The sequence below is a fragment of the Bacillus sp. PAMC28571 genome (assembly GCF_014250435.1).
Classification (GTDB): Bacteria; Bacillota; Bacilli; order Bacillales; family Bacillaceae; genus Bacillus; species Bacillus safensis.
This window is the reverse complement of the sequence record NZ_CP060191.1, coordinates 741,025-758,405: the sequence shown is the minus strand read 5'-3', so window position 1 is coordinate 758,405 and position 17,381 is coordinate 741,025. Positions and strand designations below refer to the sequence as shown.

The 17,381-nt window shown below is 41.0% G+C and carries 15 protein-coding genes; 5 read left to right on the top strand and 10 right to left on the bottom strand.

Going from position 1 to position 17,381, the window contains the following annotated elements; all coding sequences use genetic code 11:
• Positions 1–14: 14 nt before the first annotated feature.
• Both H7F25_RS03465 and H7F25_RS03460 read left to right on the top strand, forming a co-directional pair.
• A complete protein-coding gene (locus H7F25_RS03465) occupies positions 15–599 on the top strand; it encodes a histidine phosphatase family protein (protein WP_024426547.1) in 585 nt (194 codons plus the stop codon).
• A gap of 380 nt (positions 600–979) precedes the next feature.
• On the top strand, positions 980–2,131 hold the full coding sequence (locus H7F25_RS03460; protein ID WP_080780862.1) for a serine alkaline protease SapB: 1,152 nt from the start codon (positions 980–982) through the stop codon (positions 2,129–2,131).
• Between the two features lie 46 nt (positions 2,132–2,177).
• Here H7F25_RS03460 and H7F25_RS03455 read toward each other — a convergent pair whose 3' ends face one another.
• Positions 2,178–3,461 carry a M48 family metallopeptidase gene (locus H7F25_RS03455; protein WP_073204584.1) on the bottom strand — a complete coding sequence of 428 codons (1,284 nt, stop codon included), beginning with the start codon at positions 3,459–3,461 and terminating at the stop codon, positions 2,178–2,180.
• A 177-nt stretch (positions 3,462–3,638) separates the two neighbouring features.
• Here H7F25_RS03455 and H7F25_RS03450 point away from each other — a divergent pair, with 177 nt between their 5' ends.
• Positions 3,639–4,046, top strand: coding sequence for a YhfM domain-containing protein (locus H7F25_RS03450; protein ID WP_024426550.1), 408 nt, complete (start codon positions 3,639–3,641; stop codon positions 4,044–4,046).
• Positions 4,047–4,127: 81 nt separating this feature from the next.
• Here the strand turns inward: H7F25_RS03450 and H7F25_RS03445 are convergent, their stop codons facing one another.
• From H7F25_RS03445 to H7F25_RS03435, 3 genes are all read right to left on the bottom strand, one after another.
• On the bottom strand, positions 4,128–5,681 hold the full coding sequence (locus H7F25_RS03445) for a fatty acid--CoA ligase family protein (RefSeq protein ID WP_073204581.1): 1,554 nt from the start codon (positions 5,679–5,681) through the stop codon (positions 4,128–4,130).
• Between the two features lie 171 nt (positions 5,682–5,852).
• Positions 5,853–6,842, bottom strand: a complete 990-nt coding sequence (locus H7F25_RS03440) for a lipoate--protein ligase (RefSeq protein WP_024425472.1) — start codon at positions 6,840–6,842, stop codon at positions 5,853–5,855.
• A 2-nt stretch (positions 6,843–6,844) separates the two neighbouring features.
• Entirely contained in the window at positions 6,845–7,588 is a 744-nt protein-coding gene (locus tag H7F25_RS03435; protein WP_087977044.1) for an MBL fold metallo-hydrolase, read from the bottom strand.
• A gap of 156 nt (positions 7,589–7,744) precedes the next feature.
• On the opposite strand from H7F25_RS03435, the gene yhfH reads away from it, so the two are divergent.
• Positions 7,745–7,882: a protein YhfH gene (gene yhfH, locus H7F25_RS03430; protein WP_008359029.1), complete on the top strand. Its 138-nt coding sequence runs from the start codon at positions 7,745–7,747 to the stop codon at positions 7,880–7,882.
• 339 nt (positions 7,883–8,221) lie between these two features.
• On the top strand, positions 8,222–9,511 hold the full coding sequence (locus H7F25_RS03425) for a glutamate/proton symporter GltT (protein ID WP_024425470.1): 1,290 nt from the start codon (positions 8,222–8,224) through the stop codon (positions 9,509–9,511).
• Between the two features lie 34 nt (positions 9,512–9,545).
• Here H7F25_RS03425 and H7F25_RS03420 read toward each other — a convergent pair whose 3' ends face one another.
• From H7F25_RS03420 to hemE, 6 genes are all read right to left on the bottom strand, one after another.
• The gene (locus H7F25_RS03420; RefSeq protein ID WP_024425469.1) at positions 9,546–10,595 is read right to left on the bottom strand and encodes a M42 family metallopeptidase; all 1,050 of its coding nucleotides are present in this window, start codon (positions 10,593–10,595) and stop codon (positions 9,546–9,548) included.
• Between the two features lie 143 nt (positions 10,596–10,738).
• Complete coding sequence (locus H7F25_RS03415) at positions 10,739–13,048, bottom strand: YhgE/Pip domain-containing protein (RefSeq protein ID WP_044333702.1); 2,310 nt, start codon at positions 13,046–13,048, stop codon at positions 10,739–10,741.
• 64 nt (positions 13,049–13,112) lie between these two features.
• The gene (locus H7F25_RS03410) at positions 13,113–13,691 is read right to left on the bottom strand and encodes a TetR/AcrR family transcriptional regulator (RefSeq protein WP_024425467.1); all 579 of its coding nucleotides are present in this window, start codon (positions 13,689–13,691) and stop codon (positions 13,113–13,115) included.
• A gap of 173 nt (positions 13,692–13,864) precedes the next feature.
• On the bottom strand, positions 13,865–15,277 hold the full coding sequence (gene hemY / locus H7F25_RS03405) for a protoporphyrinogen oxidase (protein ID WP_044333704.1): 1,413 nt from the start codon (positions 15,275–15,277) through the stop codon (positions 13,865–13,867).
• A gap of 22 nt (positions 15,278–15,299) precedes the next feature.
• Complete coding sequence (gene hemH, locus H7F25_RS03400) at positions 15,300–16,238, bottom strand: ferrochelatase (protein ID WP_024425465.1); 939 nt, start codon at positions 16,236–16,238, stop codon at positions 15,300–15,302.
• Positions 16,239–16,270: 32 nt separating this feature from the next.
• Complete coding sequence (gene hemE / locus H7F25_RS03395; protein WP_024425464.1) at positions 16,271–17,329, bottom strand: uroporphyrinogen decarboxylase; 1,059 nt, start codon at positions 17,327–17,329, stop codon at positions 16,271–16,273.
• Positions 17,330–17,381: the final 52 nt, after the last annotated feature.

The window sequence follows — 17,381 nt, the reverse complement described above, 5'->3', positions numbered from 1 at the left end:
AAGGCGGGATTTGATTGACAACAATTTGCCTAGTCAGACACGGGGAAACAGATTGGAATGCAGCGAAACGAATTCAAGGACGAACAGATATCCCTTTAAACGACACAGGTAAATGGCAGGCTGAACAAACTGGACTTTACTTAAAGGATGTCCATTGGGATGTTGTCATTTCCAGTCCACTAACAAGGGCAAAAGAAACGGCACACTTGATTTTAAATCATGTCCATGCCCCACTTGTCATCATGGATGATTTTATAGAACGAGATTATGGTGACGCTGAAGGCATGTCGTTTGAGGAGCGTCAAAAGCTGTTTCCAGATAAACAATATCCAAATATGGAACCAATTGAGACGATTCAAAACCGAATGCTGGAAGGTATTGAGAAAGTCAGAGCCGCCTATCCAGATCAACATGTCCTGATCGTGGCTCACGGCGCTGCTATCCATGCTTTACTCACCACTTTGGCTGATGAACATATGGGTCTACAGAACACGAGACTTGTTAATGCTTGCTTAAATTATGTGGAATGGTCAGATGGTAAATGGAAGGTCCGTGATTACAACGTGGTCAGCCATTTAACTCAATCCGCCCCTTCTTAAAGAGCCTGTTATCTTAGCAGGTTCTTTTTTATGGCAAAAACAATGATAAAATAATATTTTTTTATATCGAAATTCGAAATAGATGCTAGACGATTCTACCTATTTTATGGCTTTTCGGGTATCGAATATTTAACCGGAAATGGATCATGAGAAAAAAAGCACACTCCCTTTTTAATAGATCATCGCTGAAATGATAGAATAAACATATTTTACCACCAGTTCCAAGTGACTTAATTCCCCAATTTTCGCTAGGACTTTCACAAAAATTCGGGTCTACTCTTATTTGCCTACTTCCCTTAAACTGAATATACAGAATAATCAAACGGATCATTCTTATAGACTACGGATGATTATTCTGAAATAAGAAAAAGGGATGTGGAATGTGCGTGAAAAAGAAAAATGTGATGACAAGTGTTTTATTGGCTGTCCCTCTTCTGTTTTCAGCAGGGTTTGGAGGCTCCATGGCAAATGCCGAGACGGTCTCCAAAACAGATAGTGAAAAAAGCTATATTGTTGGTTTTAAAGCCTCTGCCACCACAAACAGCTCTAAGAAACAAGCTGTCATTCAAAATGGTGGAAAACTAGAAAAACAATACCGCCTCATTAATGCTGCACAAGTGAAAATGTCCGAACAAGCCGCCAAAAAACTTGAACATGACCCTAGCATTGCTTACGTAGAAGAAGACCATAAAGCAGAAGCATATGCACAAACCGTCCCTTATGGAATCCCTCAAATCAAAGCTCCAGCTGTACACGCTCAAGGTTATAAAGGTGCTAATGTCAAAGTAGCTGTCCTTGATACTGGAATCCACGCTGCACACCCTGACTTAAATGTTGCAGGCGGTGCGAGCTTCGTCCCTTCAGAGCCAAATGCCACCCAAGACTTTCAATCACATGGAACTCACGTAGCTGGAACCATTGCTGCCCTTGATAACACAATTGGTGTTCTTGGGGTCGCTCCAAGCGCTTCCCTATATGCTGTGAAAGTATTAGACCGCAATGGCGACGGACAATACAGCTGGATTATTAGCGGTATTGAATGGGCTGTAGCCAATAACATGGATGTCATCAATATGAGTTTAGGCGGAGCAAGCGGTTCAACAGCACTTAAAAATGCCGTTGATACAGCAAACAACCGCGGAGTCGTTGTTGTTGCCGCCGCAGGTAATTCAGGCTCTAGTGGCTCTAGAAGTACAGTTGGCTATCCAGCCAAATACGAGTCTACAATTGCTGTTGCCAATGTAAACAGTAACAATGTCAGAAACTCATCTTCTAGCGCAGGTCCTGAATTAGATGTTTCTGCACCTGGTACTTCTATTTTAAGTACAGTGCCAAGCAGTGGATACACTTCTTATACTGGAACATCTATGGCGTCTCCTCATGTAGCAGGAGCAGCAGCGCTTATTCTTTCTAAAAACCCGAACCTAACAAATTCACAGGTTCGCCAGCGCTTAGAAAATACAGCGACACCGCTTGGTGACTCATTCTATTATGGAAAAGGGTTAATCAACGTTCAAGCTGCTTCTAACTAACCAAGTGTGATAAAAAAATCCGGCTGATCCAGCCGGATTTTATTTATTACTGCTTTTTCGGCGTTTTCTCTTTTTCCGCCGCTTTTTCCATATCCATGATTCTCTCCATCATGGTTGGGTGTCCATAGCGGAAGATCTTCACTAAAAACGGTGGATTTACCTGGGACAGCCCTGATTTTGCAAGCTTTTGAAAAGACGTTACGCCTGCCTCCCCGTCTTTTGTCATGTTCACCGCATATTCGTCGGCTGCCCGTTCTTGATGCCTTGACACTGCATTTGTAAAAGGTGAAGCTGCAAAAGACAGCATCGATACGATGATTAAAAGAAGCGGAAGAGCAGCAATGTCGTGTGACACCTTGAGACGAAATGTGGCTGCTCCTTTTTGATAAAGATAAAAATAAAGACGGTCGATCGCAAATAATCCGGCCAATGACAGCACTAAATATCCTGCTAATCCAATATAGACATGTTTCATGACGTAATGTCCCATTTCATGCGCCATGATAAATAAAATTTCTTGGTCTTTCAGCTTTTGCAGTGTTGTATCCCATAAGACAATACGCTTATTTTCACCAATTCCTGTGACATAAGCGTTCATCGTATTCGTTTTCTCAGACATATTGACCTCATATACATGATCTGCCGGAATATGCGCTTTGTCTGCCAGCGTTAATATTTTCTTCTCTAGAGCTTGATCCTTTAGTGGATAAAAATTGTTATATAACGGATCAATGACGACCGGTTGTATAAAGAAGAGAAACAGCGTAACTGGGACTGTCAAACACCACGCATACAGCCACCAGCGTTTTCTTCTCTTTTGTATCAGCCAAAAGAACACAATAGCACAAAGGGAAAGAAGCGGATATTGAATCCAAAAATCCAGTGTTTGATCTTTCAACCAGCTTGCCGTACTTTGTGCAGATACTCCGTAGTGCAAAGAAAGCTGATAGCCAATCCACTTAATTGGCAATGAAATGATCATTGTTAGAAGTGACAGCACAAACACATACACAAGTTTGCTTAAAAACTTGAAACGAGCTGCTGCCAAGCTCCAGTCTGCTATTTTCCGTGAATACCCTGAAATGAGCAAAAGGAAAAAGACATACCAATCTAATGGGATGGTGATGAAATACAGCAGATTCCGTATATTCGAGAAATTCTCGCTGATCACAAGCTCATGACTTGTCATAAAGGTATGCGGATCTGCACTTGTCCCTTTTACACTTTCAGGTACCGATGAATCTCCCATTAGAAACAGATACGAATAAATAAAAAGACCGTACAATATGTATGCTACTGTTGCAAGAGCCATCCATTTACGTACTCGCACAGGTCAGCCTCCTTTCCATCCCTCTCTCTATTCTAGTCACGCATTTTTTCGTTTAGAACCTGTCTCATGTGGCTCCATCATAGCATGCCCCATCAGAAAAAGCTTTCGCGAAAAAAATGATTATGCGACTCAAAAATCGGAGAAGCTACATGTAAAACAGTAAGTTGGAGGATCAAAATGAAGAAAATCCTTGCAGGAGTTGTGATTTTTGGACTTTTATTAATCACCTTCTTTTATGTGTTCAGCCGGACGAGCGAAATCTTTGATGAGAATCGAGCTGAAAAATTGCTGCTCTCACCTGCGAATGAATCCATCTCTTATGAAATAGATGATAAGGACACAGTAGAAGATTTAATTGAAGAATTAAATAAAGGCAAACAAACAAGCAATCATCTCAAGAAAAATTTAAAAAAGCCCGATTATATCGCCAAGGTGATGTTCGGACGAACAAACGGCACCACCTTCCAGCTTTGGACCAACCGATCACAGGTCGTTTTTTTAGTTGATGGAACGTTTTATGAACTGAATCAAAAACAGTCGAATTCTTTTCAGAGACAGTTAAAAGAAGCCATTCAAAAGAGCTAAAATGATCTTTGAAAGAAAACTTTGAATTGCGAGGATTTGTCTACATGCTAAGGGAGTCTCCTCATCAGAGACTCCTTTTTTTTATTTACTTTCTTCTGCTTGATACTTTTCTCTTAGCGCTCTTCTTAAAATTTTACCTGTTGTGTTTTTAGGAATATCATCTATGAAATGGATCGTTTGGGGCTGCTTATATTTTGCTAAATAGCGTGAACAATGTGTGATGATGTCTTTTTGATTGATGTGAGCATGTTTCTTAGGGGAAATGTAACAGACGACTGCCTCTCCCGTGTTCGGATCTGGCACACCGATGACAACGGCTTCTGCTACAGCTTCATGTTGATAGAGTACTTCTTCTACTTCTCTTGGATAAACATTATAACCGCCAACAAGAATCATATCCTTTTTCCGATCGACAATATAAATATATCCTTCTTCATCTCTTCTCGCCAAATCGCCAGTATACAGCCAGCCGTCTCTTAGTGCAGCTTCTGTATCTTCTGGCATTTGATAATAGCCTTTCATGATGTTTGGCCCTTTTGCTATCAGTTCTCCGACTTCATTTGGACCGACTTCTTCTCCTAGTTCATTCACAATTTTATTCTTCACATTCATAATGTCAGTCCCGACAGAACCTGGTTTTCTTTTTCCATCAAGAGGATTGAATGCAGTCACTGGAGATGCCTCTGATAGCCCATAGCCCTCAAGGACCGTAACACCGAATTTTTTCTCAAAGCCATGGAGTAAGGCAACAGGCATTGAGGCACCACCTGATATACAGATCCTCACGGATGACATCGCTTCCTCATGCCCCTCCTGGCGGTACAAATAGTTATACATGGTGGGCACTCCAACAAATAGCGTTGGCTTCTCTTTTTCCATCATGCGCAAAAGCTCTGACGGGCTGAAATGCGGCAAGACATAAATCGTCGCACCATGAATCAACGGCGCATTCATACAGACTGTTAAACAAAATACATGGAACATTGGCAAAGCGGCAATAACCTTGTCCTCTTTATCAATCGATAAATACTCAGCGACATCTCTGGCATTTGAATAAAGGTTGAAATGAGTCAGCATGGCACCTTTTGGTTTTCCTGTCGTGCCAGATGTAAATAAAATAACAGCAGTATCATCTGGCTGAATGGAAGGATGTACGTTTTCATTCGCAGCACCTGACACAAGTTTTCCAAAGAAAACAAGTCGATCAGATACTTCCTTGAAGCTTGATCTGCACGCCGATTCATTTTCTGCACAAATAATGACTCTTTCAATGGACGGAAGCTGCTCATACACCTGCTCGTAAACTGGCAGAAGCTGTTCAGGCGCCACAATACCTTTCACATCGCCTGTGATGAGCATATATCCAATTTCACTAGGTGTATACGTTGGGTTAATAGGTACAACGACAAGCCCTGCCTTTAATGCGCCAAAAAAAGAAATGACAAAATGCGGTGAATTTCCTAAAATAAGCGCGATATGATCCCCGGCTTGAAACCCTTCGTTGACTAATCCATCTGCAAAACGCTCGATACTTGTCATCAGCTCTCGATAGGTCCACTTCTTTCCTTCAAAGATCAGTGCGATATTTTCTCCCTTCGTCATCGCCGTCTGCTGAAGATTTTTGATCAAATCCATTCTCCCACCCCTTACATGTCATCAATGAATGAATGACCATTCATTTTATGGCCGAACATTCCTCCTTTCTATTATAATAGACAATCGAAAAAATCCACAAGATCAAATGTAAATCGCTTTCATTTCCTTCAATCAAAAAAGCACTGCTATCTCTAGCCGTGCTTTCTCGAATTAATAAATCAAATCAAGAAAATCCTCTTTTGATACGTTGCCGAAATAGTGGCGCATATCCATATCTTCTAAGACATCACTGATCGTTTTACGATCATATTGCTGTCCGATGAGCCGCTTCTCAATATCGGCAATATCCCCTACGCCAAAGAAATCACCAAAGATTTTGCAATCCTGGATCATCCCTTTTTTCACTTCTAATCGCAAATCAATGGAGCCTGCAGGGAATCTCTTAGAATGCTGCAAATTAAATTTCGGTGAACGGCCGTAGTTCCATTCCCATTTTTGATAACGATCTCGAGAAATTTCGTGAATCTTTTCCCAATCCTTTTCAGTCAGGCGATATTGAGGAACGTCCCCATTTGTATCAAAAATGTAGCTTAAAAGAATTTTTCTAAATTCTTCTGTTGTCATTTTTTGATCCATCAGTTCACTGATATTGGCAACCCTGCTTCTAATCGATTTGATGCCTTTTGATTCAATTTTTTCTTTTTTCACATTTAAAGCCGAAACGACATGTTCAATTTCTGAATCAAATAGCAGTGTGCCATGGCTGAAAATACGTCCTCTTGTTGCGAACTGGGCATTTCCAGAAATTTTACGTCCATCTGCCATGATGTCATTTCTGCCGCTCAATTCAGCTTTAACGCCCAGCTTTTCAAGCGCTTTGATGACTGGCTCTGTGAACTTTTTAAAGTTATGGAAGCTGTCTCCATCATCTTTTGTGATAAAGCTGAAGTTTAAGTTCCCTTTGTCATGGTAAACTGCACCACCGCCGGATAAGCGGCGCACGACTTTGATTCCGTTGTCTTCCACATACTTTGTGTTGATTTCTTCTATTGTATTTTGGTTCTTTCCAATAATGATCGACGGCTGATTAATGTAAAACAGCAAATAGGTTTCTTCTGGATCTAAATATTTTAAGCAATATTCTTCAATTGCCAAATTAATCATTGGATCATAATGTTGTTCGTTATCGATAAACAGCATCTCTATCTTCCTTCCTTGTTCCATCTAAGCCCTGAATGGGCAAGCTGTATACTGCCAGTATATAACGCCTGTGCTTCATTGACTAGGTCTTTATGACGACCAAAATGGGGCAGATGAGTGATGATGAGTTCCCCAACATTTGCTTCCTTTGCAATCTTCCCTACTTCCGTACTGTTCATATGTCCAGCACCTGATCCATCTTGTCCAGCGTAAAAATTGCTTTCGGCAATGAGCAGATCTGCCCCCTTGCTAAATGGAATAAATGCCTCCTGATAGCTTGAGTCTGCTGTATACACGACCACAGCATCTTCTGCCTGAATTCTCATCGCATAGCATTCTGCTGGATGAACCGTTTTCAAAAAATCAATTTGAAAGGGTCCGAGTTGAATCCCTTCTTCCGGCTGATAAGGCTTTGCCTTTGTATGTACATCATCAGAAAGCCGTCCAAATGCTTCTTGATCACCAGTATGTCCATAGATCGGAAGCGGGCCGCTGCTTTTTCCTAAATGATATCCCACTAGCTTCGCATATTGGAGTGGTCCGATATCTGCAATATGATCGTGGTGATAATGAGAAAGGAGAACAGCATCTAGTTCTTCTATATCAATGTATTGCTGAAGCTTTGAAAGAACACCGCTTCCGCAGTCTACAAGAAGACGAAAGCCATTTGATTCAAAAAGGTAGCCTGATGTCGCTTCACCAGCTGCCGGAAACCCTCCATAGCATCCAATTACGGTTAATTTCATCGTCATTTTTCCCTCCTTTTCTAAAAATCCCCTTCTTACAATATACCCATTTTTCATGAAAAAAGCATTCTTCCTGCCTATTGTTACAAAACAGATTGACAATTATTAATCTGTTATAATACAATAATAGCAACAAAACGTATAGGAGGATGACAAATGCTAGGAAAAATCACAGAGTTTTTTAGAAATTTGCCCTCAAAAAAATGCACAAAATGTGGAAATGATTTAATGGAACAGCACGAGTGTTATGGTAATGAATGTGAGGAATGCTCACAAGTAAGTTATCTTAAATAAGGAAATAAATTGAATAAAAAAGCACTTTTTTCCTCCTTCGTCAGTTGGAGTCAAAAGTGCTTTTTATTTTTTCTGAAAAATAGGTAAAAAGGTAAAACCCCTGTCACAAAAGGGTTTTTTAGTATTTTCATATGATGAGTTTTAGTTCTGAAGACACTTTTTATTGACTCGAAGCAATGAAGGGGGTTCTAAATGTCTATTTTTTCTAACAATTTTGTATTTTCTTAATATAATTTTATCGTGGACGAACCTCTTTAATTTTAGTTATACTTTAATTCATATATTAAAACTTAATATGATGGGAATATTCCTTTAATGAATATGTTAGGGAGGAAATCTATGAAAAAATTAAAATTTGGATTGGCTACTCAAATCCTAATCGGTCTTATTCTCGGTGTCGTTGTTGGGGCAATCTTTTTCGGTAACCCAGGTGTCGAGACATACTTAAAACCAATTGGAGACTTCTTCTTAAGACTCATCAAGATGATTGTCATACCAATTGTCGTATCCAGCTTAATTTTAGGTGTTGCAGGTGCGGGTGATGGTAAAAAAGTAGGGAAACTAGGTTTTAGAACCATTCTTTATTTTGAAATTATCACAACATTTGCGATTGTCCTTGGTCTTGTCCTTGCAAACTTTGTACAACCTGGTGCAGGCGTTGACTTTGGACATGCAGAAAAACAAGATATTAGCCAGTATGTTGAAACGGAAAAAGAGCAAAGCAGCAAATCAGTTGCTGATACGTTCCTTCATATCGTTCCAACGAACTTCTTCCAATCATTGGCGGAAGGTGATTTGCTTGCGATTATTTTCTTCACTGTGCTATTTGCACTTGGCGTTTCAGCGATTGGGGAACGCGGTAAACCAGTGCTCGCCTTCTTCGAAGGTGTATCACATGCCATGTTCCATGTCGTCAATGTTGTGATGAAAGCTGCACCATTTGGTGTATTTGCACTCATTGGTGTGACCGTATCAAAATTTGGTCTTGAATCTCTTATTTCATTAGGTAAGCTTGTAGGTCTTGTTTATTTTGCGCTCGCTCTCTTCCTTATCGTTGTATTCGGAATTATCGGAAAGATGATTGGCGTCAATATTTTCAGATTTCTTGCTTACATGAAAGACGAAATGCTTCTTGCCTTTAGTACATCCAGCTCTGAAACAGTTTTACCAAGAGTCATGGATAAAATGGAGCGCATCGGATGTCCAAAAGGAATTGTTTCGTTCGTTATCCCAATCGGTTATACATTTAATCTGGACGGCTCCGTCTTGTATCAAGCCATTGCTGCGCTTTTCCTTGCACAGGTATATGGCATTGACCTTACGATCGTCCAGCAGCTTACACTAGTTCTTGTGCTGATGGTTACATCTAAAGGAATGGCTGCCGTTCCTGGTACTTCATTTGTTGTATTACTCGCGACATTAGGAACGATCGGTGTACCTGCTGAAGGTCTTGCATTTATTGCAGGTGTGGACCGTATCATGGATATGGCGCGGACAGTTGTAAACTTAACAGGAAATGCACTTGCAGCTGTTGTCATGTCTAAATGGGAAGGGCAGTATGACCCTGAAAAAGGACATCGTGTGATGACTGGACAAGAGGCACCTGAGCCAACACAGCTTTCAAGCTAATCAAAAAGAACCCCATCTATCAGGGGTTCTTTTTTTATGCTGTGATTAATGGTGATTGAATATAGTAGTAAAGGAGATCCGCTGTATGGATAAGTGAATCTTCATGTGTTCTTTCAAAAGCATGCGAGGAGTCTATACCAGGACCAATCAGTCCATGAATGATATCATGCCCTGCTCTAATGGCTGCTGATGCATCAGAGCCATAATAAGGGTAAATATCAAGGCGGTAATCAATGTTGTTCTCTTCTGCTAATGCAGCTAAATGCTTGCGTAATCCATAGTGATAAGGGCCGCTCGAATCCTTTACACAAATCGATACACTATATTCATCTGTTGATTGACCGTCACCGATCGCACCCATATCTACAGCTAGATATTCCACTGTTTCTTCTGGAATATTCGAGTTGCCGCCGTAGCCAATCTCTTCATTATTAGAAATTAAGAAATGCGTCGTATGCGGCAATGTGATCTTTTCCTTTTGAATCCGGTGGATGAGACGCAAAAGCAGCGCAACACTTGCCTTATCATCAAGATGTCTTGATTTAATAAACCCTGAAGACGTCACTTCCACTCTCGGATCAAATGAAATAAAGTCCCCTACTTGAATGCCAAGTGCTTTGATATCGTCTGCATTTTTCACCTTTTCATCGAGACGAATCTCCATATTTTCTTGATTTCGTTTCGCTTTTCCAGCATCCGCATAGACGTGTACGGATGTTTGATGCATAAGAATGGTCCCTGTGTATGTATGGCCTGATGCTGTTTCAATTTCACAATATTCGCCTTCAATTGAGTTATATTGAAAGCCTCCAATGAGTGCAAGACGAAGCCGTCCATTTGATTTAATTTCCTTAACCATCGCACCGAGCGTATCAACATGCGCTGTCAGCATGCGGTGTTCTTTGTCATTTGTCCCTTTGATGGTGGCAATTAATCCGCCTTTTCGATTTCGTTTTGTCTCAATATTTAAATCTTGTAAAAAACGTTCAACAAAGCCGATCACTTTTTCTGTATTGCCTGATGGACTTGGGATTGATACGAGCTTTTGAATCAGCTGAACGGTTTCGTTTACTTCAGTTGTCATTCGGCATTTCCTCCTTTGTCTGAAAGCAATTCCTTCCATGTATGCCTTTTTCAGCATCTCTTCTTAAAATATATCGCTTCAGGTTCGAGATGTCTAATTTCAAATGAAAAATCCTTCCTCTATAAAGAGGAAGGATTCATAGATTAAGCTTCGTCCTGTTTCATTTTTCTTACGTTCCAAGCAAAGTATGCTGTTGTTGCTGCCATCATGATGATCGCAACTGTTCCAAGGATCGCTGCTTGGTGCCATAAATAGCTGTCATCACCGCTTGCAATGATCGTTCTAAACCCGTTGATGGTATACGTCATTGGAAGTAGACTATGAATGACTTGGAAGAATTTCGGCACAAGCTCAAGCGGGAATGTACCAGCACTTGCTGCGAGCTGAAGAACCAAGATAATAACGGCAATGAAGCGTCCTGGGTTCCCCATAGTTGTCGCCAGCAGCTGAATGATCGCTAAGAATGTCAGACTGACGATAATCGCAAAGAGATAGAAGCGCCAGAGGCTTTCCACCTCAAGACCAAGCCCAAAGATGAGCATGGAGCTTGCAATAACTGCTTGCAGGATACCGACAAAGAGGAGCACACTATATTTGCTGAAAAACCATTCAAACGCATTTCTAGGGCGTCCAGCAGGGTCTTTCATTGGGAATACAACAGTGAGCATGAGAGCCCCTACAAAGAGTCCCATCGATAAAATATAAGGTGTGAGCCCTGTACCATAATTATCGATCTTTTTCGCTGTATCATTTTCTGTTTTCACGGGACTCGCAATCATATTGTAATTGTCTTGACCCGCATCAATTTCTCCTGTTTCATCTGCGGCACTTTTTAATTTATCAGACAGCTTACCTGTACCGCTCTTTAAATCTCCCAATCCTTTATCGAGTGATTTTGAACCTTCAGCAAGCTTAGATGTGTTGCTTTGGATATTCGTTGAACCACTTTCCAGCTTATTTAACGCTGCACTAAGCTGGCTTGAACCATTCGCAAGCTTATCTGCACCGTTTTTCGCTGTATCAAGCTTTCCATTTGCTGTTTGCAGACCATCTTGTAATTGGCCTTGACCTGTTTGGAGCTTCAGTGCACCTTGATACAATTTATTCGTACCAGATGTCATTTGATCAATCGCATTTTGTATCGCGACTGTAGACGTGTACAGCTGTTCCGTTTTCTTTGGCAGCTGTTTGACTTGCTGCAGCTGAGCTTTTGCAGAAGCAACCGCAGATTGAACCTCACCTGCATCAGGCAGTTCCTGCAAGGCCGCTAAGCTTTGTTCAAGTCCAGATAGATCAGGCAGTTCGATTTTAGGCAGACTGTCAAGCTGATCCATTGCCGCCTTTTTCTCTTCATCTGTCATTGAGCTGTTTTGGATGATGCTTTTTACTTTAGCATCTCGATTCGATAACGCTTCTTTTAATGAAGCCAGTTTTGTACTAAACGTTTTTGCGTCTTTTTTCACCTGATCAAGTTTAGGCGCCATCTTTTCAAGATTCGCTAATTCTGGTGACGACAAGACTTTTTCTACTGCTTCGATTTTTTCTGAAAAAGATTGTGCTTTGTTGTTTAGCTGCTCAATACCCGCTGTAAATTGCGGCATTTTAGAAGCGAGCTGCTGATGACCTTCGCGGCTTGTGTTTAGCCCTTCAGTCAATGTATCAATCCCTGTACCAAGCTCTCCAAATTTCTGATCGATGGTTTGATAGCCTGTTAAGAGCTGGCCAAGACCGCTGTCAAGAGATTGTATCCCTGTGTTCAGTTCACCCATTTTACCAGCAAACTGATGAACACCTTCGCTATAGGTTAACGTTCCCTCAGCCAATTTTGCTAGATTTTCTTTTAATTTGTTACTGCCATCTTTTGCATTTTTTGTTCCGTCATCAATTTTCTTCGCACCATCGCTTGCTTGATCTAAGCCTTTTGCAATCGTTTTGAAGTTATCAAAAATGACCTCTGCGTAATTTTTTGTGACTTCCTTTGAAACCGAATCTTTTAATTTGATAATGGCATTATTCGCAATTTGTGACGCCGCATAGTTGGCGCCTGGATTCGTATAATATTTCAGATTCGATTTTTTCGGATGTTTATCAAGGACTGTACTTGCATTTTTCGAGAAATCCTTTGGTATTTCCACGACGAGATAATAATCCTCGTTATTTAATCCCTTCAAGGCTTTTTCTTCACTATCGACAAAGTTCCATTTGAAATTATCATTTTTCTTTAATTCCTTCACTAAATCATCGCCGACATGCAGTGTTTTTCCGTCATAATGACTGCCTTCGTCCAAGTTGACAACCGCTACAGGCAATTGATCAACTGTACCATATGGATCCCAGTACGCTTTTAAAAATACGCCGCTGTAAATCAGCGGAATAAATAAGACAGCGAAAATCGGGATCAGTAGTTTTTTGCTCGTCACAATGTCTTTCCATTGATTCCGAATTAAATTCATTGCTGTTTTCCTCCCATAGATGAATGACTAAATTTAGAATTTGGTCATTTGAACTTAAAAAAAATTATGTTGCGGCTAAAAGTCCTTTGAGTACATAAAGCTCCAGCGACTCGGCCACCTCTTCTTTTGTTAAAGGCTCGTATCGCTTTTCCCAATCAAAAATAAGTGCAATATATAGTTTCACCATCACAAATGCAGTCAATTCAGGATCACATGGCTTAATATCGCCTTTATCAATCGCTTCTTTTACTTTCGTTTTAATATAGCGAATGATCATTTGCTCCATCTTCTCAATCATTTCCTTGACCGCTGACGTGCCAAGCTCCGCATTTTCCTGAAAGATTTTGATTGTGAGCTGGTGGTTTTTTCGAAATTCCAATATTGCAAAGAGTGCTAAATGAAGGTTTTCAGAGAAACTTTTCTCCTCATCCATTGCTTCATCCGCAATTTTCCTCATCTCCATTAAAAGGGATGTAAAAATTTCATCGAACAGCTCTTCTTTGTTTTTGAAAAAGGTATAAATGGTTCCTTTTCCGACATTGGCAAGCTTCGCCACAAGGTCCATTGTGGTGGCTTTATACCCGAATTGAGTAAATGCCTTCGTAGCCCCGTCTAAAATCATTTGTCTCCTATCAACACTCATGATCTCACTCCCAAAATGACTATTTGAACGTTTTGGTCATTAAGTACAGAAAGTAATATACCATATCCTTTTCTCCAGATGCAACAACTTTGTTCAGTTTTATGATTCACAACTCTTTTTGAATTATTCGAACATGAAAAACTCCCTTTCCTTGATAGAAAAGGGAGTTTATTTTATGAAAATAGATAAGATACAGCCTCTGAAATGGCCGCTTTTCCTTGATCAATACAATCAGGGATTCCGACACCTTCAAAAGCAGCACCTGTGATATAAACACCAGGATATGATTGCTTAAACGTTTCTCGCATGTTCGAAATGGCTTTTTGATGACCGACGTGATATTGCGGCATGCTCGTCTTCCAGCGAGTCACTGTCGTCAGTTCTGGATCTGCTTTAATATCCATAATTTTCTTCAAATCCTCCAGCACAATGCTGACGATTTGATGGTCTGACTGCTCGACAATTGATTCGTCGCCAGCCTTCCCTACATAAGCACGCAATAGCGTTTTTCCTTTAGGAGCTGTATGCGGCCATTTTTTGTTCGTCCACGTACAGGCTGTAATAGAGAAATCACTGTTTCTTGAGATGACAAAACCAGTACCGTCATATTCATTATGAACATCCTCTTCTTTAAAACCGAGTGCAACCGTTGCAACAGAAGTAGATGTCATATCATGCAAGTACTCAAGCCCCGCTTCTTTTGGAAACATGGAATAGATCGATTGATGCGGAGTTGTCACAATGGCTGAATCAGCAAAAAGCGTTTGACCGCTGTCTAACTGCACACCGTAGCCCCCATCTGTTTTTTCAATCTGCTTCACTTTTGTCCCTTTATAAATCGTTGTCAGCTTGAGCTTGCTTTCTACTGCTTCAACAAGCGCTTGAAGTCCTTGATTGATCGTTTGGAACTGCCCTTGTTTTTTCGCTGTCACTTGCTGCGCTTTCGCATGCTGCTGTGATTTTTTCATCCCAAGAATCAAACTGCGATGCTTTTGTTCTGTTTGATAAAACTGCGGGAAGGTGGACATTAAGCTGAGACGGTCAATGTCACCTGCATAAATGCCTGATAGAAGAGGTTCGATTAAATTCTCAACTACTTCATCACCGACACGTCTTCTAAAAAATTCACCGAGCGACTGATCTTCTGTTTGCTTGCTTTTTGGCAAGACGAAATCCATTGCGGCTCTCGCTTTTCCTGCAACTGAAAAAAGACCGGTTGTGATGAATGGGCTGATTTGAGTTGGAATACCCATGACAGCGCCTTTTGGCATCGGGTGAAGGGTTTCATTGACTAGTACATATGCCTGCCCTGTTTCATTATTGACGAGCTGATCTGCGAGACCCACATCCTTCGCCAGCTGCGGTCCACTGACCTTTCTTTCTAAAAATGAATCAGGTCCACGTTCAATGATGTAGCCGTCTTTATATAATGTTTGGATTTTTCCACCTAGCCTAGGGCTCGCTTCAATAAGAGATATTTGAATGGGAAGACCTTTTTCTTCGACTTCCTTTTCCAAATAGAAGGCGGCGGCTAAACCAGTGATGCCACCGCCAATGATGACAAGGTGTTTTTGATTGTCATGCATAGGATCGCCTTCTTTTATATAATTACTTGCTTTCGTCAAGCTTCTTTAATACGACAGTTGCGAGGGCATCAATAAATGCTGGTTTCGCATTTGGCATTTCTGGTCGATAGTAGGCTGCACCGATTTCATCTGTCACGACTTTACATTCATAATCGTTGTCGTATAACACTTCAAGATGGTCAGCGACAAACCCAACAGGCACATATACGAACGTTTTATAGCCTTTTTGTTCGAATAGGTCCCGTGTTAAGTCTTGAACGTCTGGTCCAAGCCATGGATCAGGCGTGTTGCCTTCGCTTTGCCAGCCAATTTCATAATGTTCAATTCCTGCACCTTCTGCAATCATTTTGGCAGATTGTGCGAGCTGATCAGGATATGGATCTCCTGCTGCAATAATCTTTTCAGGAAGGCTGTGTGCAGACACAATGAGTACGGCTGATTCTCTTTCCTCTTCACTCATTGATGCATACGTATCCTTCACTTGTTTCACCCAATAGTCCACAAACTTCGGCTCATCGTACCAGCTTTCCACAGACGTCATCTTCAGATTGCCAAGCTTGTCTGCCTCATCTTGTGCACGCTTGTTATACGATTTCACGCTAAAGGTTGAAAAATGCGGCGCAAGAACAATACTCACTGCTTCTGTGATGCCGTCCTTGTGCATCTCTGCAACTGCATCCTCAATGAACGGCTCAATATGCTTTAAGCCAATGTAGACATGAAATTCAATGTCGTCTTGGATGTCGTTCAAATGATCACACAAACCATTTGCCTGCTGTTCGGTAATTTTTGATAAAGGAGAAATACCGCCGATTGCCTTGTAGCGATCCTTCAAATCTTGCAGCATCTCTGGCTCCGGCTTTCTGCCTCTGCGGATATGTGTATAATAACGCTCAATATCTTCTTCTTTATATGGGGTGCCATATGCCATGACAAGAAGTCCCATTTTCTTTTTCTCCACAACCAACACTCCTTCAGATCATTTGAAATAGTTTAGATGGATGATTTTTTATGTTTCGCTGAATAATCGTGAATAAAATCTGTCAGCTTCTTTAACGTATCTGGTGAAACATCTGGAAATACCCCATGACCTAAGTTAAAGATAAAGTGATCTGATTTCATTCCTTGATCTAAAATATCTTTTGCTCTCTCTTCAATGACTTCCCAAGGAGCAAGTAAAATAGTTGGATCAAGGTTCCCCTGTAACGTTTTTGTGAGCCCTTCTTTTCTTGCTTCGTCTACACTCATACGCCAATCCAGTCCAACCACATCAAGCGGCAGGTCATGCCAATCTTTCGCTAAATGGCTTGCACCAACTCCATACATGATCATTGGGACGTTTTCAGACTTCAGCTCTGTGAAAATTCGCTGCATGACAGGCTTAATGAATGTCCGGTAATCTGCTGCATTTAAAGCGCCAACCCATGAGTCGAAAATTTGAAATGCACTGACCCCGGCTTTTACCTGCGCACGTATGTACGTGATCGTCATATCAGCTAACTTGTTCATGAGCAGCATCCACGCCTCAGGATCACTGTACATCAGCGCCTTTGTTTTATGATAATTTTTAGATGGACCGCCTTCAATCATATAGCTTGCCATCGTAAATGGTGCGCCAGCAAAACCGATAAGCGGAACATTCAGCTGCTCCTTCGTTAAAAGCTGAATGGTATCAAGCACATATGGCAGGTCTTCTTCAGGATGAAGTTCCCCAAGACGTTCAATATCTGCTTTAGATCGAATCGGTGCATCAATCACAGGTCCAATTCCATTTTTAATTTCTACGTCCACTCCAATAGCCGGAAGCGGGGTCATAATATCTTTATATAAAATAGCGGCATCTACACCATATTGTTCTACAGGAAGTCTTGTTACATAAGCACATAACTCTGGCTGATGCGTAATTTCAAATAGCCCGTATTTTTCTTTAAGGGCACGATATTCAGGCTGTGAGCGTCCTGCCTGTCTCATATACCACACTGGTACATGGTCTGTTTTTTCCCCTTTACACGCCTTTAAGAACGTGTCATTAAAAACCTTCGTTTTTCCCATTACCTTTCATTCCACCTTTCGCCTTATACTCTCTTTTTGTACAAGGCTCAAA

What these genes read in the sequence shown, in the direction of transcription:
- hemY (WP_044333704.1), bottom strand. Translation starts at nt 15,277, where the DNA reads ATGCATGACAATCAAAAACACCTTGTCATCATTGGCGGTGGCATCACT.
- H7F25_RS03410 (WP_024425467.1), bottom strand. Translation starts at nt 13,691, where the DNA reads ATGAGTGTTGATAGGAGACAAATGATTTTAGACGGGGCTACGAAGGCA.
- H7F25_RS03440 (WP_024425472.1), bottom strand. Translation starts at nt 6,842, where the DNA reads ATGCTGTTTATCGATAACGAACAACATTATGATCCAATGATTAATTTG.
- H7F25_RS03425 (WP_024425470.1), top strand. Translation starts at nt 8,222, where the DNA reads ATGAAAAAATTAAAATTTGGATTGGCTACTCAAATCCTAATCGGTCTT.
- H7F25_RS03435 (WP_087977044.1), bottom strand. Translation starts at nt 7,588, where the DNA reads ATGAAATTAACCGTAATTGGATGCTATGGAGGGTTTCCGGCAGCTGGT.
- hemE (WP_024425464.1), bottom strand. Translation starts at nt 17,329, where the DNA reads ATGGGAAAAACGAAGGTTTTTAATGACACGTTCTTAAAGGCGTGTAAA.
- yhfH (WP_008359029.1), top strand. Translation starts at nt 7,745, where the DNA reads ATGCTAGGAAAAATCACAGAGTTTTTTAGAAATTTGCCCTCAAAAAAA.
- H7F25_RS03420 (WP_024425469.1), bottom strand. Translation starts at nt 10,595, where the DNA reads ATGACAACTGAAGTAAACGAAACCGTTCAGCTGATTCAAAAGCTCGTA.
- H7F25_RS03450 (WP_024426550.1), top strand. Translation starts at nt 3,639, where the DNA reads ATGAAGAAAATCCTTGCAGGAGTTGTGATTTTTGGACTTTTATTAATC.
- H7F25_RS03415 (WP_044333702.1), bottom strand. Translation starts at nt 13,048, where the DNA reads ATGAATTTAATTCGGAATCAATGGAAAGACATTGTGACGAGCAAAAAA.
- H7F25_RS03445 (WP_073204581.1), bottom strand. Translation starts at nt 5,681, where the DNA reads ATGGATTTGATCAAAAATCTTCAGCAGACGGCGATGACGAAGGGAGAA.
- H7F25_RS03460 (WP_080780862.1), top strand. Translation starts at nt 980, where the DNA reads ATGTGCGTGAAAAAGAAAAATGTGATGACAAGTGTTTTATTGGCTGTC.